This is a genomic window from Kitasatospora sp. NPDC058048 (assembly GCF_042885555.1).
In the GTDB taxonomy this organism is placed as follows: Bacteria; Actinomycetota; Actinomycetes; order Streptomycetales; family Streptomycetaceae; genus Kitasatospora; species Kitasatospora lactacystinica.
Map to the genome: position 1 here is coordinate 1 of NZ_JBHVRT010000048.1, position 23,120 is coordinate 23,120.

Below are 23,120 nucleotides of genomic sequence, written 5' to 3' on the forward strand. Positions count from 1 at the left end.
AGGGTCCTGCGACCCTGAGCCGCTATCCGGTTCTCCCGGATCTCGAACATTGCACCCCTTGAACTGGGGTGTTGCAACGATCCCTAGAACCTAAGGACGGTCCGGGGGCCTTCGGCTTTTCCGAAAGGCCCGTCGACGGCACCCAACTCCCCTGGCAGTGACCGGTAGGGCACGCTGTGCTTTTGTTGCGCGATTAGCCAAAATCGATTTTGTTGCGCAGTCGGCCAAAATGCCGATCGCGGCGGATACCATGATCGCCATTCGGTAAGTAGGTTTCGATTTCATAGCGCTTCCCGGCGACACCGCTTTCCGGGGTTCCTCGGCTTCTCCGCCCGTGCTACAAAACTGGTCTACACCACGTGTGGTGTAGACCAGTTCGCGGTTGGCCCCCTGTGCCGTCCCCCGACCGACCGCCATGCCGTTAGGAACCCACCCCCATGAGTCAGTCTGAGCAGGCACCGGCGCCCGCTACGGCTCCGGCCACGCCAAGCCCCGCCAAGAAGTTCGGCCAGAACCTCCTCCAGGGTCTGCAGAAGATCGGCCGCAGCCTCCAGCTGCCCATCGCGGTGCTCCCCGCCGCCGGTCTGCTGATGCGTCTCGGCCAGGACGACGTGTTCGGCAAGGACGGCCTCGGCTGGAACAAGGTCGCCTCGGTCTTCGCCACCGCCGGTGACGGCGTCTTCTCCAACCTGGCACTGCTCTTCGCGGTGGGCATCGCGATCGGCTTCGCCAAGAAGGCGGACGGCTCCACGGCCCTCGCCGCACTGGTGGGCTTCCTGGTCTACAAGAACGTCCTCACCGCGTTCCCGGTCTCCGAGGGCCACGTCGACGGCGACAAGTGGATCAAGCCGGTCTACCAGGACCCGGGCGTGCTCGGCGGCATCGTGATCGGTCTGCTGGCCGCGGTGCTGTGGCAGAAGTACCACCGCACCAAGCTGGTCGACTGGCTCGGCTTCTTCAACGGCCGCCGCCTGGTCCCGATCATGATGGCCTTCGTCGGCACCGCCGTCGGCGTCTTCTTCGGTCTGGCCTGGGGCCCGATCGGCGACGCCGTCAAGAGCCTGAACGACAGTCTGATCGGCGCCGGCGCGCTCGGCGCGGGCGCCTTCGGCCTGGTCAACCGCGGTCTGCTGCCGGTCGGCATGCACCAGTTCGTGAACTCCTTCGCCTGGTTCCAGACCGGTGACTTCACCAAGGCCGACGGCACCGTCGTGCACGGCGACCTGACCCGCTTCTTCGCCGGCGACCCGACCGCCGGACAGTTCATGTCGGGCTTCTACCCGATCATGATGTTCGCGCTGCCCGCCGCCGCGCTGGCCATCGCCCACGCCGCCAAGCCGCACCGCCGCAAGGCCGTCACCGGCATGATGGTCTCGCTGGCCCTGACCTCCTTCGTCACCGGTGTCACCGAGCCGATCGAGTTCGCCTTCGTCTTCATCGCCCCGGTCCTGTACGTCATCCACGCGCTGCTCACCGCCGTCTCGATGACCGTCACCTGGGCGCTCGGCGTGCACGACGGCTTCACCTTCTCCGGCGGCCTGATCGACTACGCGCTGGCCTGGAACAAGGCCACCGACCCGTGGATGATCATCCCGATCGGCCTGGTCTTCGCCGCGGTCTACTACTTCCTCTTCCGCTTCGCGATCACCAAGTTCGACCTCAAGACCCCCGGTCGCGAGGACGACGACGAGATCGAGGACGTCACCAAGGCCTGACGCCCGCGTCACCGCCCCGCCACGAAGGCCCCGACCCGCCGCTGCTCCCCCAGCGGCGGGGCGGGGCCTTCCGCGTGCCCGGGCACCGCGGGCCGACGGAAACGGCGGTTGACGAACCGACGGACGCCCTGGTCAACTGAAGCGGTGAACGCCTCGTGCCCGCTGGTCACCCGCAGCCACATCGACTTCGGTCGCGTGTGGTCCGCGGCGTGTCGCGGCTGAGCTGACCGTTCCCCCGCCGCCGCCCGGCTGACGTCCCGCCCGGCGCCGGACCTTCCCCCCGCCCGTACGGGCTCCGCCCGCGGGCCGCCACCGCGCTCCGGCGTGCCCCCGCGCTCCCGTGTCCCCGCACGGCCGCGCCGGCGCCCGCACGCGTCCGCACGAGGAAGTCAGGCTCACCATGCCCCGCCAGTTGCACCTGTCCGCCGCCCTCGACAGCCCCGGCCGCTTCGACGCCGGGCACTACGCCTACCTCGCCCGCCTCGCCGAGCGGGCCACCCTGGACTTCGTCACCCTCGACGACTCCTTCGCCGCCGCACCGAGCCGCCCCGACGCGCTCGCCGCCCTCGCCCGGATCGCCCCGCTGACCGACCGGGTCGGACTGGTGCCGACCGTCACCACCACCCACACCGAGCCCTTCCACACGTCGATCTCGGTCAACACCCTGGACTGGGCGAGCGAGGGCCGGGCCGGCTGGCTGGTCGGCGTCTCCACGACCGAGGCCGAGGCCCGGGCCTTCGGCCGCCGCCCGGTCGCCGCCGAGGACGAGCTGTGGGCCGAGGCCGCCGACGCCGTCGAGGTGGCCGCCCGGCTCTGGGACAGCTGGGAGGACGACGCGGAGATCCGCGACACCGCGACCGGGCGGTTCATCGACCGCGACAAACTGCACTACATCGACTTCGAGGGCCCGCACTTCTCGGTCCGCGGCCCGTCCATCACCCCGCGCCCGCCGCAGGGCCGACCGGTGGTCGCGGTGCCGGTCGCCGCCGCCGACCTCGCGCCGGACGCCTCCCCGGGCGGGCGGGCCCGGACCGCCGCCGCGATCCGGCACGCCGACGTCGTGCTGCTCGACGCCCCCGACCGCGCCACCAGGCTGACCGCCGCCACCGAACTGCGGCTGCGCGCCGGGGAGGGCCTGCGCATCCTCGCCCGGCTCGACACCGCCCTGTCCGCCCTGCCCGACCGGGCCGCCGACGAGCGGCTGCTCGCCGAACTCACCGCGACCGGCACCGGCGTGGACGGCTTCCACCTCTCCCCCGCCGACCCGCCGCGCGACCTGGCGGCACTGGCCGACCGGATCGCCCCCGCCCTGCGCGCCGCGGGCCTGCTGCGCGCCGAGTACACCGGCCGCACCCTGCGCGACCACCTCGGCCTGGCCCGCCCGGCCAGCCGCTACGCCGCCCGCCCCGCCGGCGCCCCCACCGCTTCCCCTGCCCTCGCCGAGGTGACCCGATGACGGACCGACCGCTCAAGCAGATCCACCTGGCCGCGCACTTCCCCGGCGTCAACAACACCACGGTGTGGAGCGACCCGGCCTCCGGCAGCCACATCGAGTTCTCCTCGTTCCGCCACCTCGCGCAGACCGCCGAACGCGGGAAGTTCGACTTCTTCTTCCTCGCCGAGGGCCTGCGGCTGCGCGAGACCAAGGGCCTCATCCACGACCTCGACGTGGTCGGCCGCCCCGAGTCGATCACCGTGCTGAACGCGCTCGCCGCCGTCACCGAACGGCTCGGCCTGGCCGCCACGGTCAACGCGACCTTCAACGAGCCGTACGAACTGGCCCGCCGCTTCGCCTCGCTGGACCACCTCTCCGGCGGCCGCGCGGCCTGGAACGTGGTGACCTCCTCGGACGCCTTCACCGGGGAGAACTTCCGCCGCGGCGGCTACCTGGACCGCGCCGACCGCTACACCCGCGCCGCCGAATTCGTCCAGCTGGCACGGGAGTTCTGGGACGCCGGGGACGAACCCGCCCGGCACCGCGGCCCGCAGTTCGAGGTCGAGGGCCGGCTCTCGCTGCCGCGGCCGCCGCAGGGCCACCCGGTGGTGATCCAGGCCGGGGACTCCGACGAGGGGCGCGAGTTCGCCGCCGCCACCGCCGACGTGGTCTTCTCCCGGCACTCCACCCTCGCCGACGGCCAGGCCTTCCACACCGACGTCAAACGCCGGCTCGCCGCGTACGGGCGCAAGCCGGACGAGCTGAAGATCATGCCCGGGGCCACCTTCGTCCTCGGCGACACCGACGCCGAGGCGGCCGAACGGGCCCACGGGATCCGCCGGGCCCAGGTCGGCCCGCAGACCACGATCGCCTTCCTGGAGCAGGTCTGGGGCGTCGACCTGTCCGACCACGACCCCGACGGACCGCTGCCGACCGTCGACCCCGACCCGGACAGCGGTCTGGTCCAGGGGCGGGTCCGGCACGCCGACCCGGTGGCCCTCGCCGAACGGTGGCGAGCGGTGGCCGCGGAGAAGAAGCTGACCAGCCGCGAACTGGTGATCGAGCTGACCGGCCGGCAGTCCTTCATCGGCTCGCCCGCCACCGTCGCCGCGCAGATCGACCACTTCGTGCAGAACGACGCGGCCGACGGCTTCATCCTCGTCCCGCACCTCACCCCGGGCGGGCTGGACGACTTCGTCGACCGGGTCGTACCGCTGCTCCAGGAGCGCGGGGTGTTCCGCACCGACTACACCGGCCCCACCCTGCGGGACCACCTCGGACTGCCGGCGCCCGGGCGGCGCTGACGATCCGTCGGCCGGCACCCGGCCGGCCTCCCGCAGCCGGCCACCCGCAGCCGGGTGGCCCGCCGGGCCGCCGTGACCGACGCCGGTGACACGGCCGTGCGCGGCCCGCCCGGGCCTCCCGGACGGGCCGCGCACGGCGGGCGGTCAGCTGGTGCGGCGGCGGCGGGCCAGGAAGAAGGCCCCCGCGCCGACGCCCACCAGCAGCGCTCCGACGCCCGCGATCAGGCCGGTCCGGTCGCTGTCGGCGCCGGTGGAGGCCAGGTGGCCGCCCACCGGCCGGTCACCGGCCGCCGGGGCGTCGCCCGCGGGCGCGGCGGGCACCGAAGCGGCCGGGGCGGCCGGGGCCCTGGTGACGTCGCCGGCCTGCTGGGCGGCGGGCGCGTCGCCGCCCGGCTGCGGCTTCGAACCGTCCGAACCGTTCGAGCCGGTGGACGGGGTCGGGGCCGGGGTCCCGGTGCTCTCCGGGGTGCCGGTCGGGGCGGGCGTGGTGGTGGGCTTCGGTTCCGGGGCGACGACCCGGACGGTGGCGCCGGGGGAGCACATGGTGGTGCCGCGGAAGGGCATGCCGTCGCCCTCGTTGACGAACACGCAGGGGTTCAGCTCGGTCGCGCCCGGCGGCATGTCGGCCGGGTAGCTGACCCGGACCCGCTTGGTCTGCGAACTCCCGGGGGCCGCCGAGGAGTTGCGGCCGTCCAGGTAGAAGCCCGCCGGAGGCTCGGCCTCGGTGGTGACCGGCGCCAGGACGGTCCAGGTGCCGTCGACGCCGCGGACCTCGACCCTGGCGTGCCGGTCGGTGAACAGCACGTTGCCGAGGTTGCTGTAGGCGGACGGCGTCGGGTTCCTGAGCACCGCGTCGAACTCGATGGGCGCCCCGCCAGCGACGGCGGTGGCCGGGACCCCGGACACGCCGTTGGTGATCCCCTCCACGTTGATCACGTGGGTGTCGTTGAGCGGCGGCTCGACCGGGGAGTCCTGCCACCAGCCCTTGACGGTGGTGCGGAAGGCGAGGTTCGGGCCGGTGCCGCCGTTGGTGGCCCCGTCGTGCGGCTTGCCCATCGGGACACCGAGGCGGAGCCTGACGTCGGTGCCGCCCGCCGGGACCGTCACCTTGCCGGTGCCCCCCGCGTTGACCATCCGGTTCCCTTCGGAGCGCGCCTTCAGGTCCACCGGCAGCCAGCCACCCGTCGTGTCGCTGAAGTAGTCGAGGCTCAGGGCGTTCGGCGGCGTCCCGAGGTCGCTCTCGATCTCGAAGTCCAGCACGACGGACGTGCCCTGGTCCCCCGGGTTGCCGATGTGCTCGGTGAACTCGACCGGCCCGCCCGCGAAGCCGACCACCGCGGGGGCGTGCACGGTCAGGCCGAGCGGCCCGGCGGTGGCGAACGCCGGGGTCGCGGTCACGGCGCCGCCTGCGACCAGCGCGGCGGTCAGCGCGACCGCCGGAACGAGCCGGCGGGCCCGGTTCAGGGCACGGTTGGTCTTGCGCATGGGAGTCCCCCTGGATTTCCGCTCCGGACCGACACGGCCGGATCCGGGCAGCACGAAGCACGCCTGGTGAGTGGTGTGACCGCGGCCGCGCCCGACGGGCCGACCGTTCCGGCGGCGTTTCCCGCCGCTCACCTACTAGGACGTACGGGGGGCGGCGAGGTTGCAGGTCGTGCCGGAGCTTTTTCCCGCGACTTCCGCGGGCCTCCGCGCAACCCCCGCCGAGCTGCTCAGACCTCGTACACCGCACCGGCCCGGGCGACCTCGACCGGCCCCGGGTAGGCGGCCGCGGCGTCCCGCCGGTTGTGCTCGGCGTCGGTCCACGGGGGGATGTGGGTGAGGACGAGCCGGCGGGCGCCGGCCGCGGCGGCGTGCTCGCCCGCCTCGCGGCCGTTGAGGTGGACGGCCCGATAGGTGTCGCGCCCGTCGATGTACGCCGCCTCGCAGAGGAAGAGGTCGGTGTCGCGGGCGAGTTCGACGAGTTCGGCGCTCTCGCCGGTGTCCCCGCTGTAGACCAGCGAGCGGCCGTCGTGCTCCAGCCGGAAGGCGAAGGCGTCGACGGGGTGGTTGACCTGGGCGACGACGATCCGGAACGGGCCGAGCTCGAAGCTGCCGGGGGTGAGCGTGCGGAACTCGAACACCTCCTTCATCCCGGGGTTCTCCGGCATGTCGTAGGCGCGGGCGAGCCGCTCGGCGGTGCCGGCCGGGCCGTACACGGGCAGCAGTTCGGGGCAGCCCTCGGCGCGGTAGTTGCGGGCCACCCAGTAGGCGCACAGGTCGACGCAGTGGTCGGCGTGCAGGTGGCTGAGCAGGACGGCGTCGACGTCGTAGAGGCCGGTGTACTTCTGGAGGGCGCCGAGGGCTCCGTTGCCGAGGTCGAGCACGACGCGGTAGCCCTCGGCCTCGACCAGGTAGCTGGAGCAGGGCGAGTCGGCGGCCGGGAAGCTCCCCGAACACCCCACCACGGTCAGTTTCATCCGAGCCCCTCCGCCCCGACACATCCTGGCTGCTGCTGGAAAACGGCATCGCCGTCCTCCACCGGACAGCATGGAAAACGGCATGGAAAACGGCAGGCCGGGCGCGGCGAACCGGCCGGTAGCACTGCGTTGGTGTGTCGAGGGTAAGGGCGGAGCGGCACTTTGCCCCCGTCCCCGTGCCGGGCTGTGGGCGGAATCACCAGAACGCCGGGAGCGGGAGCGGGGGTGGTTGACGGGCCGGGGATCAGCGGTGCCGGGGCCGGTTGCGGGCCCAGGTACGGATGGTGAACGGGTACCACCGCGGGCGGCCGCTGCCGTCGATCACGTCCGGATCGGGCAGCAGCCGGTGCCGCCGGTAACTGCGGACGGTCGCGGGCCGGACGTTGATGTGGCGGGCGATCTCGGCGCAGGACCACAGCTCGGGGCCACGGGTCACGGGGGCACCTCCGGGGACGGGGGCGGACGTTCGTGACGCAGCCTTGCCGGACCGGCCGGGACTCCGGGCGCAGAACGGGCATTGTGGCAGTTCCGTGACGAACCGGGAGCAATGCGCGGACAAATGCCCGACCGTCACGGCCGGCACGGTAGTGGCGTTCACCCCGGCCCGGTACGGTTCGCCGCATGAACGGCATGACCGCTACCTGGCTCGTCCTGTCGCTGCTGGGCGTCGCGCTGCTGGCCGCCGCCGCGGCGGCGCTGGTGCGGCGCACCCGCCCGGCCCCGCGCCCGGCCGGGCCGACCGGCCCGAAGCCGCGGCCGGGGGCCGGCCCCGAGCCGCAGGAGATCTGGTGGGCGCAGGTGCCGTTCGAGGACGGGCCCGGGTCCAAGGACCGCCCGTGCCTGGTGCTGCGGGTGCGCGGCCGGACCGCCACCGTCGCCAAGATCACCAGCAAGCACCACGCGGAACGCCCGGGCGTACTGCCGCTGCCGCCCGGGACGGTGGGCGACCGGGAGGGCCGGGCCAGCTGGCTGGAGACCGACGAGCTGCGCGAGGTACCGCTGTCGGCCTTCCGCCGCCGGGCCGGCGCGGTGGACCGGCAGGTCTGGGCCCGGGCGCAGCGGGCGCTGCCGCGCGGCTAGCGGCCTGCCCCCGGATGTCGCGGGCCCGGCGAGGATCCACGGGACGGGCCCTGCGCCCCAGGTGTGTCCGACACTTCGAGGCGCACCCGGCGGGAATTGTCGGACGCGCCCTACGCCCAGAGCTGGCCCTGCAGCGCCTCGACCGCGGCCTCGGTGGACTCGGCGGTGTAGATGCCGGTGGACAGGTACTTCCAGCCGCCGTCGGCGACCACGAAGACGATGTCCGCGCGCTCCCCCGCGGCCGCCGCCTTGCGCCCGACGCCGATCGCCGCGTGCAGGATGGCGCCGGTCGAGACGCCCGCGAAGATGCCCTCCTGCTGGAGGAGTTCGCGGGTGCGGCGGACGGCGTCCGCGGAGCCGACCGAGAAGCGGGTGGTGAGCACCTCGGCGTCGTACAGCTCGGGGACGAAGCCCTCGTCGAGGTTGCGCAGCCCGTACACCACGTCGTCGTAGCGGGGTTCGGCGGCGACGATCCTCACGCCGGGGACCTTCTCGCGCAGGTAGCGGCCGACGCCCATCAGGGTGCCGGTGGTGCCGAGGCCCGCCACGAAGTGGGTGACGGTGGGCAGGTCGGCGAGGATCTCGGGGCCGGTGCCGGTGTAGTGGGCGCCCGCGTTGTCGGGGTTGCCGTACTGGTAGAGCATCACCCAGTCGGGGTGCTCGGCGGCGATCTCCTTGGCCATCCGTACGGCGGTGTTGGAGCCGCCGGCCGCCGGGGAGGGGATGATCTCGGCGCCCCACATGCGGAGCAGTTCGCGCCGCTCCTCGCTGGTGTTCTCCGGCATCACGCAGACCATCCGGTAGCCCTTGAGCTTGGCGGCCATGGCCAGCGAGATGCCGGTGTTGCCGCTGGTGGGCTCCAGGACGGTGCAGCCGGGGGTGAGCCGGCCGTCGGCCTCGGCGCGCTCGATCATGTGCAGGGCCGGGCGGTCCTTGATCGAGCCGGTCGGGTTGCGGTCCTCCAGCTTGGCCCAGAGGCTCACCAGGCCGTCGGCGTTGCCGGGGACGGCGGCGGACAGCCTCGGCAGACGGACCAGCGGGGTGTTGCCGACGGCTTCGAGCGGACTGTCGTAACGCAAGGGGGGCCTCCGGCCAAGGCGGTGGGGTGGAGAGGGCGGTTCCCCCGCCGTGCGGGCGGGGGAACCGGGAGGTCAGCGGGCGCCGCCGGCCACGGCGGGCAGGATGGTGACGCTGTCGCCGTCGGCGAGGGCGGTGGAGATGCCCTCCAGGAAGCGGACGTCCTCGTCGTTCAGGTAGACGTTGACGAAGCGGCGCAGCTCGCCGCCCTCGACCAGGCGGGCGGCGATGCCCGGGTGGCGGGCGTCGAGGTCGGTGAAGAGTTCCCCGAGGTTGCTGCCGTTGCCCTCGACGGCCTTGGCGCCGTCGGTGTAGGTGCGGAGGATGGTCGGGATGCGGACCTCGATGGCCATGAGTGCGCTCCTGGGCGAGTCGTGGAGTGAGTGGGCCGCGGCGGAGGCGGCGGGGCGGTCGCCCCGGGCTCGGCGTCGCCGGGGGCGGCGGGCCCGGGGGAGGTGGTGAAGCGGCTCTCAGCGCGAGCGCGCGGGCGTGCCGGGACAGATCGCACCGGCGTGCCGGCACAGGTCGATGTGCAGGCGCGCCACGAGGCGGATGCCCGGGGCCTGAGTGCTCACATCGACGGAACGCATGGGCTCATCGTATAGATTCCCGGGCCCGCTCCGACATGGCTGTCTCGGGATCCGGATGTTCCCGTTCCCAGGGCTGAGACGGCAGCGGCCCGCCGCCCCTTCGGGAGGGGGCGGCGGGCCGCGTCCGCGGAAGTGCCGGTCAGACCGGGTAGGCCTCGACGACCTGCACGTCTTCCTCTGTGATCTCGCCGTCCACGATGCGGAACGAGCGGAACTGGTACGGGTCGTCCTCGCCCTCGCCCTCGGCGGTGGAGACCAGGACGTAGTGGGCGAACGGCTCGGAGGCGTAGCTCACGTCGGTGCGCGAGGGGTAGGCCTCGGTGGCGGTGTGCGAGTGGTAGACGATCACCGGCTCCTCGTCCCGGTCGTCCATCTCGCGGTAGAGCTTGAGCAGGTCGCCCGAGTCGAACTCGTAGAAGGTGGGCGAGCGGGCGGCGTTGAGCATCGGGACGAACCGCTCGGGCCGGCCGCTGCCGGCCGGTCCGGCGACCACGCCGCAGGCCTCGTCCGGGTGGTCGGCGCGGGCGTGGGCCACGATCCGGTCGCGGAGTTCTCGGGTGATGGTCAGCATGCGGGCCAGGATAGCCACGCCCCGGCGGCTGTCCGCCGGGGCGTCCGAGGCGCGGTCGGTGGGTGTCCACGTCCGGCCGGCGGGTGTCCACGTCCGGTCCGTGGCACCGGGGCCGGGGCCGGTCCGCGGCGTCCGGGCCCGGTCAGCGGGCGTCCAGGCTCCCGTCGCCGGCGGGCAGGTTGCCGTCACCGGCGGGCTGCCGGTCCGCGGCGACGTCGTGGAGGGCCCGCGGGTCGCGGCGCTTGAGCACCTGGTAGCCGACCACCAGCAGTACGGCCCAGCACGGGAAGACGAACAGCGAGATCCGGTTGTCCCGGTCCAGGCCGATCAGCACCACGACCAGGGCGAGGAAGGCGAGCGCGGCCCAGCTGACCCAGGCGCCGCCGGGCGCCTTGAAGGTGGGCCCCGGCAGGTGGCCGGCCCGCCAGGCCCGGCGGTAGCGGATCTGGGAGATCAGGATCATCGCCCAGGTCCACAGGCCGCAGACCGTGGCGACCGAGGTGATGTACTCGAACGCCCGCGCCGGGACGATGCCGTTGAGCACCACGCCGATCCCCATCAGCAGACAGGAGACGGTGATCGCGAAGGCCGGGGTGCGGCGGGAGTTGAGCCTGGTGAGCCGTCCCGGGGCCTGGCCGCGCAGCGCGAGGTCGCGCAGCATGCGGCCGGTGGAGTACATCCCGGAGTTGCAGGAGGAGAGCGCGGCGGTGAGCACCACGAAGTTGATGATGCCGGCCGCCGCCGGGATGCCGATCTTGCCGAAGGCGGCGACGAACGGGCTGACGCCGGGCCGGAATTCGGTCCACGGCACGAGCGAGAGGATGACCACCAGCGCGCCGATGTAGAACAGCATGATCCGCCAGGGCAGGGTGTTGATGGCCCGCGGCAGGGTCTTCTCGGGGTTCTCGCTCTCGCCCGCGGTGACGCCGACGAGTTCGACGCCCAGGTAGGCGAACATGACGATCTGAAGGGTCATCACGGTGGAGCCGATGCCCTGGGGGAAGAAGCCGCCGTCCTGCCAGAGGTGGCCGAGCGACGCGGTGTCACCGGCCTTGCTGAAGCCGAGGGTCAGCACCCCGACACCGATCAGGATCATGCCGATGATGGCGGTGACCTTGACCATGGAGAACCAGAACTCGATCTCGCCGAACAGCTTCACCGAGATCAGGTTGGCCGCGTAGAGCAGGACCAGGAAGGTCAGCGCACTGACCCACTGCGGTATGTCGGGCGCCCAGAACCGCACGTAGACGGCGGCGGCGGTGGTCTCCGCCATGCCGGTGACGACCCAGAACAGCCAGTACGTCCAGCCGGTCACATAGCCGGCGAAGGGGCCGAGGAACTCCCGGGCGTACTCGGCGAAGCTGCCGGAGACCGGTCGGTAGGTGAGCAGTTCGCCGAGCGCCCGCATGATCACGAAGATCACCAGGCCGGCGACGGCGTAGGAGAGGATCAGGCTCGGGCCGGAGCGGGAGATCGCGGTGCCGGCGCCGAGGAACAGGCCGGTGCCGATCGCTCCGCCGATCGCGATCATCTGGATCTGGCGGCTGCCGAGCCCACGCTCGTAGCCTTCGCCGTCCGCCGCGCTGTCGACCCTTTCGTCGTACAACTTCTCGGCCACTGTGCACCGTCCTGGTCGGTCTCGGGGGTGGAGAAGTCGTACCACGCGAAGTTCGGACAGCGGTGTCCATCTGAGCGTTATTTGAGCATGACCTGGTATGGTTTGCCCGATTTTCATAAGAAATGCCCCGGCCAATCGTCCACATTCTGGACGAAACGGCCGGGGCTTGCCCGGAATCGGGCAGGATCACTCCCCCAAGGGACGGATCCGCTCGGACTCAGTCCGCCATGGCCTCCAACAGCGACTCCTGCAGGGCCCCCAGCCACAGGTACGCCATCACCAGCGGCTTGCGCTCGTCGCCGTCCGGCAGCTCGTAGAGGCCGTCATCGTCGTCCTCGGTGACCTCCAGCCGGACGCCGACGGCCAGCCGCAGGTCGTTCAGCGCGCCCAGCCAGCGCTGACAGTCGGGCACCGCCAGCTTGAGCACCCCGCCGTCGCCGAGGCCGTCCAGCGCCCGGACCACGAACAGCGCGTCGTCCCGCTTGCGGGCCCGCAGGTCCAGCTCGGTGAAGCGGCGGAACTCGCCGGACGCGACCCTGGCCTCCTCGTCCTCCGGCTTCCCCGGGTCGCCGTAGGCGTCCGGGAAGAGCCGGGCCAGCGCCGGGTCGGCGGGAGCCTCGGTCGGGCCCTCGGCGAACAGCGCGGCCAAGGGGTCGTCACCCTCCCCGCCCGGGCCCGGGCCGATCAGCTCCAGCAACTGCACTTCCAGCGAGCGCAGGATGGAGGCCTCCCACTCGTCCAGCGCGATCGCCGCGCCGCCACCGCCGGCACTCTCGAACAACCCAGCCATCTGTATCGGTCAGCCCGTCTTCGTCGTCTTCGGTCGTACGGCCGGCGGTCCGGCACCCGTCGGACCGGCCCCGGCCGCCTGTGCGCCGGTCGCTCCGGCGCCGGTCGGTCCGGCGTCAGTCGTGCTGCAGCGTCGCCCAGAGGCCGTAGCCGTGCATCGCCTGGACGTCGCGCTCCATCTCCTCGCGGGAACCGCTGGAGACCACCGCCCGGCCCTTGGTGTGGACGTCCATCATCAGCTTCCGGGCCTTGTCCTTCGGATAGCCGAAGTAGGCCTGGAAGACGTACTGGACGTAGCTCATCAGATTGACCGGGTCGTTGTGCACGATGGTCACCCAGGGCGTGTCCGGCTCGGTCACCGGCACCCCCTCGACCTCCGGGCGCTCGATCTCCACGGGCGCGACGCTCAAGCCGGGTCCTCCTCGCTGCACAGTCGTCCGTAACCCCTCATGCCCCATGCTGCCATCCGGGGGACACCCCGGCGATTCCGGCCCGGCACGCTCGCCGAGAAATCGTCACTCTGACGCTAAGTGGTAGTAGCATCATCCGTATGGACGCCACTTCCGTGCGCGCGGCCGGCTCGACCGCGCTGCTCACCGACCGCTATGAGCTCACCATGCTGCAGGCCGCCCTGCGCAGCGGGGCCGCGCACCGCCGCTCCGTCTTCGAGGTCTTCACCCGCCGCCTGCCGAGCGGCCGCCGATACGGCGTCATGGCCGGCACCGGTCGGGTCCTGGACGCCGTCGAGAACTTCCGCTTCACCACCCCCCAGCTGGACTGGCTCGCCGACCAGGACGTGGTCGACGAGACCACCCTGCGCTTCCTCGCCGACTACCGCTTCCGCGGCGACATCCACGGCTACCCCGAGGGCGAGGTCTACTTCCCCGGCTCGCCGCTGCTCACCGTCGAGGGCAGCTTCGCCGAGGCCGTGATCCTGGAGACGGTGATCCTCTCGATCCTCAACCACGACTCGGCCATCGCCGCCGCCGCGTCCCGGATGACCGCCGCCGCCGGCGGCCGCCCGGTGATCGAGATGGGCGCCCGCCGCGCCCACGAGCACGCCGCCGTCGCCGCCGCCCGAGCGGCCTACGTGGCCGGCTTCGCCGCCACCTCCGACCTGGAGGCCGGCTTCACCCACGGCATCCCGACCACCGGCACCGCCGCCCACGCCTTCACCCTGGTGCACGACAGCGAACGGGACGCCTTCACGGCGCAGATCGCCTCCATGGGCAAGGGCACCACGCTGCTGGTCGACACCTTCGACCTGCGCGAGGCCGTGCGCACCGCCGTCGAGGTGGCCGGCCCCGAACTGGGCGCCGTCCGGATCGACTCCGGCGACCTCACCCTGCTGGCCCACCGGGTCCGCCGCCAGCTGGACGAGCTCGGCGCCGACCGGACCAGGATCATCGTCACCTCGGACCTCGACGAGTACGCGATCGCCGCCCTGGCCGCCGCACCGGTGGACGGCTACGGCGTCGGCACCAGCCTGGTCACCGGCAGCGGCCACCCGACCTGCGCGATGGTCTACAAGCTGGTCGCCCGCGCCGAGACCGAGGGCGGACCGATGGTGCCGGTCGCCAAGCGCGCGGCCGGCGGCAAGACCAGCATCGGCGGCCGCAAGTGGGCGGCCCGCCGGCCCGACGCCGACGGCGTCGCCGAGGCCGAGGTGGTCGGCACCGGACCCGTCCCGGACGGGCTGCGCCCGCACCTGATGCAGGTGCCGCTGGTGCTCGACGGCGAGACCGTCGGCCGGGAGCCGCTGAGCGCCGCCCGCGAACGGCACGTGCGCGCCCGCGCCGCCCTGCCGCTGTCGGCCACCCAACTGTCCAAGGGCGACCCGGTGCTGCCGACCGAACTGGTCCTGCCCGCCGGGCCGGCCCACTGACCGGAGCCCGGGGCCGGACCGGCCCACCGGACCGGCCCCGGGGGCTTCCGCCCCCGCGCGCCACTCCCTACAGTCGACCGTAGAGTTCCCCGAGTTCCCCCGGAGCTCCCCGAGTACCCCCCGCGCCCGCAGCGGCCGGGCCGCGTACTCCCGAGGACTCCCCCCACCGGGGCGCCGCCTCCCGCGGGCCCCCGAGATCCGAGGATGCGAGCCATGCACCGGGCACTGATCGTCGTCGACGTGCAGAACGACTTCTGCGAGGGCGGCAGCCTGGCCGTCGCCGGCGGCGCCGAGGTGGCCGCCGCCATCACCGACCTGATCGCCGAGTCCTCCCCCGGCTACCACCACATCCTCGCCACCCGCGACCACCACATCGACCCGGGCGCCCACTTCTCCGCCGAGCCGGACTACGTCGACAGCTGGCCGCCGCACTGCGTGGCCGGCACCGAGGGCGTGGGCTTCCACCCCAACTTCGCACCCGCCGTCATCTCCGGCGCGGTCGAGGCGGTCTTCGACAAGGGCGCCCACTCGGCGGCGTACAGCGGCTTCGAGGGGCTGGACGAGAACAACCGCGGTCCGGTGGAGTGGCTGCGCGAGCGGCAGGTCGACCAGGTCGACGTGGTCGGCATCGCCACCGACCACTGCGTCCGGGCGACCGCGCTGGACGCGGCCCGCGCGGGCTTCACCACCCGGGTGCTGCTGGACCTCACCGCCGGGGTCGCCGCGGAGACCACCGCCGCCGCGCTGGCGGAGCTGCGGGCGGCCGGGGTCGAGCTGGTCGGCACACCGCTGGTCCGTCCGTAGCGGCTCCCCGGGCCGCTCAGACCACCAGCAGCTCCACCACGTCCGTCCCGCCGGCCCGGTACGCCTCGCGCAGTTCGCCGCCGACCGCGTCCGGGTCGGCGGCCAGCCGGGCCCCGCAGACGTACACCACGCGGACGCCCAGGTACTCCATCCGGTGCTGGCCGCCGCGCACCCAGGCGGCCTCGCCCTCGCTCACGCAGCGCAGCTCCGAGTCCACCTCCACCGCGACGCCCCGCTCCGGCCAGTAGAGGTCCGGGACGGCGATGTACGTACCGCCGCGCATCCGCAGCTCGGGGGCGCTCAGCGGCGCCGGCAGCAGCCACTCGTCCACCAGGCTCCCCAGCCGCTCCAGCACCAAATCCCGCTCGGTGGCCAGCAGTTCGTCCAGCGCGGCACGCACGCGCGGCTCGCAGGTCAACCCGGAGTCGGTCAGCTCGGCCACCAACTCCCGCACCGTGCAGTGGTTCCCGGGCAGAGCGAGGGCCTCCCTCAGCACCTCGCGCACCGGAGCCGGGCCGCCCGACGGCTCCGCCGTCCACTCGACCAGCGCGTCGGCCACCGCCCGGGCCACCGGCGCACAGGCCAGCCCGTGCACCGAGCGGGCCACCAACTCCCGTTCGGTGCGCCGGATCCGGACCTCACCGACGTCCTTCAGCCGGCGCTGCCGAGGCACCAGGACGTCCACCCCCGTCACGGCGGGCAGCCGGGGCACGACAGTGAAGCCGTACAGCGCCAGCGCGGCCGTGCCGGTGATCACCGCACCCTCCCCGCGACCCTCCTCGCGACCGTTCTGCGCGGCGTACAGCAGCGCGGCCCACATCCGCTGCTCGGGGGTGGGCTCGGCGGCCTGCAGCAGGTAGACCCTGGGCAGCACCCGCTGCCAGGGGCCGCCCCGGCGGCAGTGCTCGGTGATGATCCGGGCCGGCACGCCCCGGGCGCGCAACTGGCTCGCGGTGACGACGTTCTGCTGACGCTTCGCCAGCTCCTCCAGGGACGGCGGCGGCGTCGGAATCCGGTAGCTCATGCCGACACCATCCCCAACCCCCGGGACCCGCGACCGGGCCCCTGACGCACTGTTACCCAACCGTCGCGAAACCGGGATCAGCCCGCACTAAAGTCCTCATACCCTCACTCATTTGGAGTAATTGACGCTCATCAGGTTGTCATATGTGATCGAAAACGATCGTCGACCTGGTCGCCTGACCCAGAGTGATCAAAGGCATACGGCGAGGGATGCCCAAGGCGTCAATCCCGCCCCGGGGATTGCCTAGGCTTACGTCATGTCACGTGACGAGACCGCCGGCCTCCGCGCGGCCCAGCTCCGCCTCGGCCGCCTGCCCGGATACGTCCGCCGCCCGGACCCCGCCCGCCGCAGCGGCGAAAAGGGCCATACGTACAAGAAGGGCTGGGAGGTCCGCTTCACCGCCCGCAGTGAAGCCGAGATAGCAGAGATCCGCGACCTCGTGGTCGCCGCCGGGTTCGCCCCGGCCAGGCCCTTCTTCAAGGGCCATCAGCTCATCCAGCCCGTCTACGGCATGGCCGCCGTACAGGCCTACCTGGCCGCTAGACAGGCTGCCGAGGAACACGCCGCCCGGGCCGCGCTCGGCCGCCGACGACGGGCCCCGGACCAGCCCGCCGGGGAGCACGCCCCCGGAGCCGTCACGGGCGGCGGGCGCGCCCCGGGGCCGCACACCCCGGGGACGCACGGCACCGGGACGCACGCCTCCGCAACGCACGGCTCCGGGACGCACGCCGCAGGCGCCGCGCACCGGCGCGAGCGCGAGGAGGCCGCCGCCGGAGCAGCCGCGGCGGCTGCGGCCGCGGCAGCAGCAGTGGCACAGGCGGCCCGGCGACGGGCCGTCGAAGCCTTCCCGACCCAGGTCGAGCGGGACACCGCCGTCGACCGGATCACCCCCGCGGAGGCCCGTACGACCTCCTGACCGGCGGTCGCTCCGCCCGCCCGCCCTCCCGCCCCGGCCGGCCCCGTTCGGACCGGTTCCGTTCGGACCGGTCCCGTTCAGGCCGGTCCCGTTCAGGCCGCCGGGGCGCGGTCGATGTGCCCGACGGCGCCCGGCCGCCGCGGAACCGCCCCGACGCGCGGCCGAGTGCCCGGCCCGCCGCATCGGCCGTCCTCCGCATCCGCAGCGCGCCCACTCCGCGCACGCCGTCAACGCCGTCAACGCCGTCAACACCACGCGCACGACCGTCACCGTGATGACGACCGTGTCCCCGTCCGTGGTGATCTCCGCGACGATCGTGAGTGCGGTTGTGCGGGTGGTTGTGCGGGCGCAGGTTCGCGCCCTGAGCGTGGACGCCAGCCTCCTCAGGCCCTACGGTGTCACATCAACTGCCTTGCAGCCACAGCCGTCCTACACGCTCTGACCAGCTGCGACACGCTCGCACCTACGAGTCCCCCGCCACTGCGCAGTACTGCCCCGCCGGCCCTCGCCGGCCACCTTCCCGGCCGTCCCGCCGCCGCGCCGCACTCGGTCGCCACCGGAACCGGCCTGGCGGCGGCGGGTTCCGGGCATTCCATCGGATTGGTCACCCAGCGCACCGAGGGCCTACCGTAGAGTGAGCACAGATGATCGACCGTCAGAAACCCATCTCCCTTTCCGAGAAGCCGAGATGACCAACCGTCACGAGAGTTCCGCCGAGCCGCCCCCGGGGCCCGGCGAGCCGGCGGACGTACCACTGGAGTTCACCGCGTTCTGCGAACTCCACCGCCCCCGGTACCTCAGCTATGCGCGCGTGTGGCTGACCGAGCACGCCGCCGCGGCCATCGCCGTCCAGCAGGCCTTCGCGGAAATCGCGGTGCACTGGCGGGAGTTGATGGGCAGCTCCAACCCGACCGCGCACGCCTGGGAAATCCTGCGGGGCACCGTCGCCGAGCACACCCGCCGGGTGACCGCCGACCCGGACCGGCACCCGGCCGAGGACGACCTGGCGATCCTGCACTACGTCGTCGGCCTCGCCGCCCCCGAGATCGCCGACGTCATCGGCACCGACGCCGCCAGCGTGGCCGGACGGCTGCGCCGCACCATGCTGCGCGAGGCCTCCGGCTGGTGACCCCGCGCCCCCGCCGCCGCCCCCGGTCCGGCCTCAGACCCGTTCGCCCGTCACGTCGAACAGATGGTGCACCGGGTCGTGGATCAGGTACCGGGCGAACGACTCGACCGTGAACCGCGCCCCGTCACTGCGGTTCCCGGTCCGCCCCCACTGCTCGCCGGCCACCCTCTCGAAGGCCCCGGCAAGCCTCTCCGCGGCCTCCGCCAGCTCCCCGGCCACCACCTTCGGGTCCTGCTCCCCGTAGCGCTCTGCGACGGCCGTGTCGTCCTGGTCCCAGTTCGGGAACAGCGGGTCCTCCCGGTCCAGCATCAGGCCCAGCCGGACCTCGAACAGCCGGAAGACGTCCCGGACGTGGCACGCGTACTCCAGGTCCGACCACACCCCCGCGGCGGGCCTGCGGCGCAGTCCGTCCACCTCCCCCGCCAGCACCGTCAGCCAGCCCTCCGCATTGGCCCGGACCATCCCGGCAACGTCCTCCCGGACCACCCGCGGAGTATCCAACCCGCAGTCGGGACACGGGCGTTCCAACACCCAGGTCCAGTCCTTGGTGTCCGGGACGATCCCGGCGTCGGTGCTGTCGGTGGCGGCGATCGACGTGCTCTCGACCGGCGTGCTCTCAGAAGTGCTCATGGGCCCAGCATCTCCACCACCCGACAGGCCCCACCAGTGGCAATGACGCCAGCGATCGCCGAAATGCTGCCACCCCCGGCGTACTCACCGGCGCATTCCCCCATCACGCGCCCCCATCCCCGCGCGCACTCCAGCCCGGTGCGCACCCGCACGACCGGGATCAAACACGTGGACGAACCAGAAACCGGCCCGCCATCCTGGACACCATGACCGCCGACACCACCAACCTCGCCGACCTCGCCGTGAAACCCACCCTGCACGGCCCCACCATCCGGCTCGTCCCCCTCGACGAACGGCACACCGACCCGATGTGGGAACTCTGCACCGACAAGACGACCAACCGGCTCACCGGCACCCGCACCACCTTCACCCGCGACCGGATCCACCAGTGGTGCGCCACCCGCCCCGACCAGCCCGACCGCCTCGACCTCGCCGTCGAGGACCCCACCACCGGCCGCTTCCTCGGCGAAACCGCCCTCACCGACGTCGACCCCGACAACTCCTCCGCCGGCTTCCGGATCGCCCTCACCCCGGACAGCACCGGCCGCGGCATCGGCACCGAGACCACCCTCCTGGTCCTGCGCCACGCCTTCGAAACCATCCGCCTCAACCGCGTCCACCTCGAAGTCTTCGAGTACAACGAACGCGCCGCCCACGCCTACCGCAAATCCGGCTTCACCCTCGAAGGCCGCTCCCGCCAGGCCCACCACTGGGACAACCGCTACTGGGACATCCTCCAGATGGCCGCCCTACGCGACGAATGGCTCGCCACTCACTGATACGACCCCCCACCAGCCGCCCCCCGCCGCCGCCGCGCCCGCACCACGAGCGCCACGACGCCACCGACCACCAACACCAAACCCCCGGCCGTCACGCCCACCACGACCCCCAACCCGCTCCCGCTGCTCCTGCGGTCCCCCTCGGGGACCATCGGCTCCACGGAGGGCTCGTCGGTCTCCTCGGCCACCGGAGGCGGCGTTCCCTTCGCTTCCATTCGCCCGATCAGGGGATTCTCCCGAGACCCGTTGTCCACGGCCGGATTCGCCTCCAGGGCCTTCGCCGGCGAGACGAGCCCGTAGCCGTACTGGTTGTTGGGCACCGCCAGTCCATCGGCCGGGCGCGTGGCCGACTTGATCATTCGATTGATCACCTGCCCAGCGGACAGGTTCGGGTACTTGGCACGGATGAGCGCCGCAGTCGCAGAGACATAGGCAGTGGAATCCGAAGTGCCGTTCCTCCGCTCGTAGCCCGTCGAGGACTTCAGCGCGGAACGGTAGATCCCTACGCCGGGCGCGGTGAGCGTTGTCTCGACGCCCGACGTGGAACGCTCCCACACAATCCCGTTGGAGTCCACGGCTCCCACTGCTACGACGCCCGGGAAAGCAGCCGGGTACTCGACGCCCAGGCCGGACCCGCTGTTACCCGAACTGGCGACCAACACGATGTCCTTGGAAACCGCATAATTGACCGCCTTCCGCAGCTTCGAATCGTAGCGGGAATAGCCTCCGAGGGAGATGTTGACAACCTTCGCATCGTGGTCCGCCGCGAAGCGAATCGCATCCGCCAAATCATTCTGCTGAGGATCAGGGGTTGGCTGCGAGTCCAGGGCGGCCTGGGAGTCCGGGCCGTCACCACCGGACTTGATCTTTACTGGAAGGATCTTCGCCTTTGGGGCAAGGCCCATGATCCCTTCTTGGGAACCATGCCCGTGCCCTGCGATCAGGCTCGCCATCCCGGTGCCGTGACCGTCGCTGTCCACCCGGCCGTCCGTATTGCCACCGGAGAAGTCGCCTCCGGGAAGCACCTGTCCGGTCAGATCCGGCTGGCCCTGGTTCACTCCCGTGTCGATCACCGCGACAATCACACCATCGCCCTGGCTCGTCGGCCAGACTTTCGCCTCTGCCTCGAACGACTTCAGAGCCCATTGCTGATCCCTGATTTGATCGGCCGATGCCACCGGCGCGGCGACACCCCAGATCAGTGCTCCGGCAGCAAAGGCCGCCGTACCGCGTGTCAACCGGCGGCTCGTCAAGCCTGGTCACCCCACTCAGCGCGGCATCCCGCAGGTCGCCGACCTGCGGGATGCGATCAGAACCGTTGTCCGCTAACGGACCGGTTTTCATTCCACCACGTTCGGATTCGCGGGCTTGTCCGACGCCCAGGTCTCCTCGTCCTCAACGAGGTAGTCGGGGCGCTTGCCTTCCCGTCCCCGGTCCTTCTTATGTCCTTGCGCCCCACTCAGCGGAACACCCGAAGACACACCGCTCGTGCTCGCAACGCCCGACTCCCCCCGGAGTCGGCTTCGCGCTCCCAGGCCGGACCCACCCTCGGTGAATGCCTGCTTGCCCTGTACCCCACCAGGCTTCGCCGTGTCTCCGGCAGCCCCGCCGGGTCGCGCCAATGACCCCCCGGGCTGCTTTCCGCCAAGCGCTCCGCGGCCCCCGGCACCGATGCCGGGGGAAGCCTCACCGGAACCGCCAAGAGTCCGGGCGCCACGCGGCCCGAAACTCTCGACCGGCGTCGCACCACCCGAGATATCCCTACCGCCGGCGCCGAGCTTCCCTGGACCGACGATCGGCCCACCCGGGGAAGCGGTCGTCGGACCGGTCGCACGAGGAACCTCCGGACCATTGCCACCCCCGAACGGCCCAGCGGCGGGACCCCCGGTCTGCACGAGATCCACTCCGGATGTCTGTGTCCCGGCAAGCGCAGGATTCGGCATGCTTCCACCTGTAGGGACCACCGGCCTGCCAGAGATGCCGTCTCCGGAACCGCGACTCGGAGAGGCCACCGGCTTCGGAGGAGCTTGCGCCGTACCGCCCTTGATCCCCGAGTCCGTCGGAGCCGGGGCGCTCCTCGCCACCAATCGAGCCGTCATTGGCGGCTGGGAGGACTTGCGCTGAGGAGGCGGAGCAGTCCTTGCCCCTGTCGATGCTCCCGCCGCCCCCACCGAGGTGCCCGACACCATCGCAGCCGCTGTCGCCGCAGCCCCGCTCGGATCGCCTTGAGCCCCGTCTGTCGGGTCGTCTCGGATCGGCTGTCGTGGTCTCAGATCCAATGGCGGCGGGGGCTTCAGGGCCGGGGTGGCGATGCGGTAGTGCATGGCGAGGGTTTGCATGATGGCGGCCGCTTCGGCCTTCTTGCGGTCGGCGAGGGGGAGGTGTTCGTCGTCGTCGCCGAAGAGGGCGTCGCCGACGGTGTCCTTGACCTTGTCCCAGTTGCCGGGTTCCTCGGGCATGTCGCGCTTGGCCTTGGCCATGGCTTCGGAGGCGGTGTGGAGGATGTTGGCGGCGTCGTTGGCGTAGGCGGCGGCGTTGTTGATGCTGGCGGCCAGGGTGAGCATGCGGGTGTGGAAGGCGTCGCTGGTGGTGCCTTCCCAGGAGGTGGCGGCTTCGGTGCTGGCTTTGGTGAGGGTCTGGCGGATCTGTTTGAGGGTGTCGGCGGCCTTGCGCCAGGGGTCTCCGGCGGCCATCACCGCGCCGGGGTCGAGGGCCTGTGCCATCGTGCGGAGCTGGGCGTGGCTGTATTTGGTGAAGTCGGTGTAGACCACGGGCGGTCGGCCTCCGTTCGGTCCGGGCGGGCGGCGGTCAGATGGTGGCGTTGCCGCGGGTGGACGGGGTGAGGTTCTGCTGGGCCGCGGCCTGGCTGCCGACGGAGGGGTGGGCGACGGACCAGCCGTCGTCGCCGAGTTTGAGTTTCGCGGCGGCGTGCTGGTCCTGCTCCTCGTAGTTGGTGGCGGTGAGGTCGGCCTTCTGCTGGGCCTCGTTCACGGCTTCCTGGAGCTGGTTGAGGACGTCGCGCAGCGCGTCCCGCATGGTGCCGTAGCGGCCGTGGATCTCGGTGGCTTCGGCGAAGGTGCCGAAGGCGCTCTTGCCGATGCCGCTGCGGCCGTGGGTGTCGCTGCCGTCGGCGTGTTTCTGGAAGTCGGCGAGCAGCAGCCGTACTTGGCCGGCGAAGGCGCGGAGTTGTTCGACTTCGATGCGGTAGCCCTGTCCGGCTCCGCCGGTCGATCCGGTACCGGTGGTCCCTGATCCCATTTCGGCGCCTCCCCCGTGCGTCCGTCCCTGGCGGTCGGGGCCGGGCCCCGGTGTCCC

At 72.2% G+C, this 23,120-nt stretch carries 24 protein-coding genes; 9 read left to right on the top strand and 15 right to left on the bottom strand.

Annotated elements, in window-relative coordinates; genetic code table 11:
* The first annotated feature begins 437 nt into the window (after positions 1–437).
* The 3 genes from ACFVVA_RS35540 (at position 438) to ACFVVA_RS35550 (ending at position 4,454) form a co-directional block, all read left to right on the top strand.
* Positions 438–1,715 (top strand): PTS transporter subunit EIIC, encoded by a 1,278-nt coding sequence (locus ACFVVA_RS35540; RefSeq protein ID WP_387694849.1) that lies wholly within the window; start codon positions 438–440, stop codon positions 1,713–1,715.
* Between the two features lie 400 nt (positions 1,716–2,115).
* Entirely contained in the window at positions 2,116–3,171 is a 1,056-nt protein-coding gene (locus tag ACFVVA_RS35545) for an LLM class flavin-dependent oxidoreductase (protein WP_387694850.1), read from the top strand.
* Entirely contained in the window at positions 3,168–4,454 is a 1,287-nt protein-coding gene (locus ACFVVA_RS35550) for an LLM class flavin-dependent oxidoreductase (RefSeq protein ID WP_387694851.1), read from the top strand. Before ACFVVA_RS35545 ends, ACFVVA_RS35550 begins: the two co-directional genes overlap by 4 nt.
* 144 nt (positions 4,455–4,598) lie before the next feature.
* Here the strand turns inward: ACFVVA_RS35550 and ACFVVA_RS35555 are convergent, their stop codons facing one another.
* The 3 genes from ACFVVA_RS35555 to ACFVVA_RS35565 all read right to left on the bottom strand — a co-directional run bounded on the left by ACFVVA_RS35555 (position 4,599) and on the right by ACFVVA_RS35565 (position 7,349).
* The gene (locus tag ACFVVA_RS35555) at positions 4,599–5,939 is read right to left on the bottom strand and encodes an LAETG motif-containing sortase-dependent surface protein (RefSeq protein WP_387694852.1); all 1,341 of its coding nucleotides are present in this window, start codon (positions 5,937–5,939) and stop codon (positions 4,599–4,601) included.
* A gap of 227 nt (positions 5,940–6,166) precedes the next feature.
* On the bottom strand, positions 6,167–6,913 hold the full coding sequence (locus ACFVVA_RS35560; protein ID WP_387694853.1) for an MBL fold metallo-hydrolase: 747 nt from the start codon (positions 6,911–6,913) through the stop codon (positions 6,167–6,169).
* A gap of 244 nt (positions 6,914–7,157) precedes the next feature.
* On the bottom strand, positions 7,158–7,349 hold the full coding sequence (locus ACFVVA_RS35565) for a MarR family transcriptional regulator (protein WP_387694854.1): 192 nt from the start codon (positions 7,347–7,349) through the stop codon (positions 7,158–7,160).
* 185 nt (positions 7,350–7,534) lie between these two features.
* Between ACFVVA_RS35565 and ACFVVA_RS35570 the strand changes: the two genes are divergently transcribed.
* On the top strand, positions 7,535–7,993 hold the full coding sequence (locus ACFVVA_RS35570) for a type II toxin-antitoxin system PemK/MazF family toxin (protein ID WP_380545619.1): 459 nt from the start codon (positions 7,535–7,537) through the stop codon (positions 7,991–7,993).
* A 110-nt stretch (positions 7,994–8,103) separates the two neighbouring features.
* Here the strand turns inward: ACFVVA_RS35570 and ACFVVA_RS35575 are convergent, their stop codons facing one another.
* The 7 genes from ACFVVA_RS35575 to clpS form a co-directional block, all read right to left on the bottom strand.
* The gene (locus ACFVVA_RS35575; RefSeq protein ID WP_359904138.1) at positions 8,104–9,072 is read right to left on the bottom strand and encodes a cysteine synthase; all 969 of its coding nucleotides are present in this window, start codon (positions 9,070–9,072) and stop codon (positions 8,104–8,106) included.
* A gap of 72 nt (positions 9,073–9,144) precedes the next feature.
* On the bottom strand, positions 9,145–9,423 hold the full coding sequence (locus ACFVVA_RS35580; protein ID WP_030242903.1) for a MoaD/ThiS family protein: 279 nt from the start codon (positions 9,421–9,423) through the stop codon (positions 9,145–9,147).
* A 117-nt stretch (positions 9,424–9,540) separates the two neighbouring features.
* Positions 9,541–9,660, bottom strand: coding sequence for a putative leader peptide (locus ACFVVA_RS35585; RefSeq protein ID WP_387694855.1), 120 nt, complete (start codon positions 9,658–9,660; stop codon positions 9,541–9,543).
* Positions 9,661–9,799: 139 nt separating this feature from the next.
* Complete coding sequence (locus ACFVVA_RS35590) at positions 9,800–10,231, bottom strand: M67 family metallopeptidase (RefSeq protein ID WP_359904141.1); 432 nt, start codon at positions 10,229–10,231, stop codon at positions 9,800–9,802.
* Positions 10,232–10,373: 142 nt separating this feature from the next.
* The gene (locus ACFVVA_RS35595) at positions 10,374–11,762 is read right to left on the bottom strand and encodes an amino acid permease (protein ID WP_387694896.1); all 1,389 of its coding nucleotides are present in this window, start codon (positions 11,760–11,762) and stop codon (positions 10,374–10,376) included.
* Between the two features lie 304 nt (positions 11,763–12,066).
* The gene (locus tag ACFVVA_RS35600) at positions 12,067–12,639 is read right to left on the bottom strand and encodes a DUF2017 domain-containing protein (protein ID WP_387694856.1); all 573 of its coding nucleotides are present in this window, start codon (positions 12,637–12,639) and stop codon (positions 12,067–12,069) included.
* Between the two features lie 115 nt (positions 12,640–12,754).
* Positions 12,755–13,048: an ATP-dependent Clp protease adapter ClpS gene (gene clpS / locus ACFVVA_RS35605; RefSeq protein ID WP_049654313.1), complete on the bottom strand. Its 294-nt coding sequence runs from the start codon at positions 13,046–13,048 to the stop codon at positions 12,755–12,757.
* 140 nt (positions 13,049–13,188) lie between these two features.
* On the opposite strand from clpS, the gene ACFVVA_RS35610 reads away from it, so the two are divergent.
* Together ACFVVA_RS35610 and ACFVVA_RS35615 are read left to right on the top strand one after the other, a co-directional pair.
* A complete protein-coding gene (locus ACFVVA_RS35610) occupies positions 13,189–14,523 on the top strand; it encodes a nicotinate phosphoribosyltransferase (RefSeq protein ID WP_387694857.1) in 1,335 nt (444 codons plus the stop codon).
* 213 nt (positions 14,524–14,736) lie between these two features.
* Complete coding sequence (locus ACFVVA_RS35615; RefSeq protein WP_387694858.1) at positions 14,737–15,327, top strand: isochorismatase family protein; 591 nt, start codon at positions 14,737–14,739, stop codon at positions 15,325–15,327.
* Positions 15,328–15,343: 16 nt separating this feature from the next.
* Here ACFVVA_RS35615 and ACFVVA_RS35620 read toward each other — a convergent pair whose 3' ends face one another.
* Positions 15,344–16,351, bottom strand: a complete 1,008-nt coding sequence (locus tag ACFVVA_RS35620) for a hypothetical protein (protein ID WP_387694859.1) — start codon at positions 16,349–16,351, stop codon at positions 15,344–15,346.
* A gap of 256 nt (positions 16,352–16,607) precedes the next feature.
* On the opposite strand from ACFVVA_RS35620, the gene ACFVVA_RS35625 reads away from it, so the two are divergent.
* Both ACFVVA_RS35625 and ACFVVA_RS35630 read left to right on the top strand, forming a co-directional pair.
* On the top strand, positions 16,608–17,267 hold the full coding sequence (locus tag ACFVVA_RS35625) for a hypothetical protein (protein WP_387694860.1): 660 nt from the start codon (positions 16,608–16,610) through the stop codon (positions 17,265–17,267).
* Between the two features lie 688 nt (positions 17,268–17,955).
* A complete protein-coding gene (locus ACFVVA_RS35630) occupies positions 17,956–18,396 on the top strand; it encodes a hypothetical protein (RefSeq protein WP_380545607.1) in 441 nt (146 codons plus the stop codon).
* A 33-nt stretch (positions 18,397–18,429) separates the two neighbouring features.
* On the opposite strand, the gene ACFVVA_RS35635 is transcribed toward ACFVVA_RS35630, so the two are convergent.
* Positions 18,430–19,026, bottom strand: a complete 597-nt coding sequence (locus ACFVVA_RS35635) for a DinB family protein (RefSeq protein ID WP_387694861.1) — start codon at positions 19,024–19,026, stop codon at positions 18,430–18,432.
* A 206-nt stretch (positions 19,027–19,232) separates the two neighbouring features.
* On the opposite strand from ACFVVA_RS35635, the gene ACFVVA_RS35640 reads away from it, so the two are divergent.
* Positions 19,233–19,805, top strand: a complete 573-nt coding sequence (locus ACFVVA_RS35640) for a GNAT family N-acetyltransferase (RefSeq protein WP_387694862.1) — start codon at positions 19,233–19,235, stop codon at positions 19,803–19,805.
* Here ACFVVA_RS35640 and mycP read toward each other — a convergent pair.
* The 3 genes from mycP to ACFVVA_RS35655 all read right to left on the bottom strand — a co-directional run bounded on the left by mycP (position 19,799) and on the right by ACFVVA_RS35655 (position 23,063).
* Positions 19,799–21,058: a type VII secretion-associated serine protease mycosin gene (gene mycP, locus ACFVVA_RS35645; RefSeq protein ID WP_387694863.1), complete on the bottom strand. Its 1,260-nt coding sequence runs from the start codon at positions 21,056–21,058 to the stop codon at positions 19,799–19,801. The two genes, ACFVVA_RS35640 and mycP, sit on opposite strands and share 7 nt — an antisense overlap.
* An 87-nt stretch (positions 21,059–21,145) precedes the next feature.
* Positions 21,146–22,576, bottom strand: coding sequence for a WXG100 family type VII secretion target (locus ACFVVA_RS35650; RefSeq protein WP_387694864.1), 1,431 nt, complete (start codon positions 22,574–22,576; stop codon positions 21,146–21,148).
* Positions 22,577–22,613: 37 nt separating this feature from the next.
* The gene (locus ACFVVA_RS35655) at positions 22,614–23,063 is read right to left on the bottom strand and encodes a hypothetical protein (protein ID WP_387694865.1); all 450 of its coding nucleotides are present in this window, start codon (positions 23,061–23,063) and stop codon (positions 22,614–22,616) included.
* Positions 23,064–23,120 lie beyond the last annotated feature (57 nt).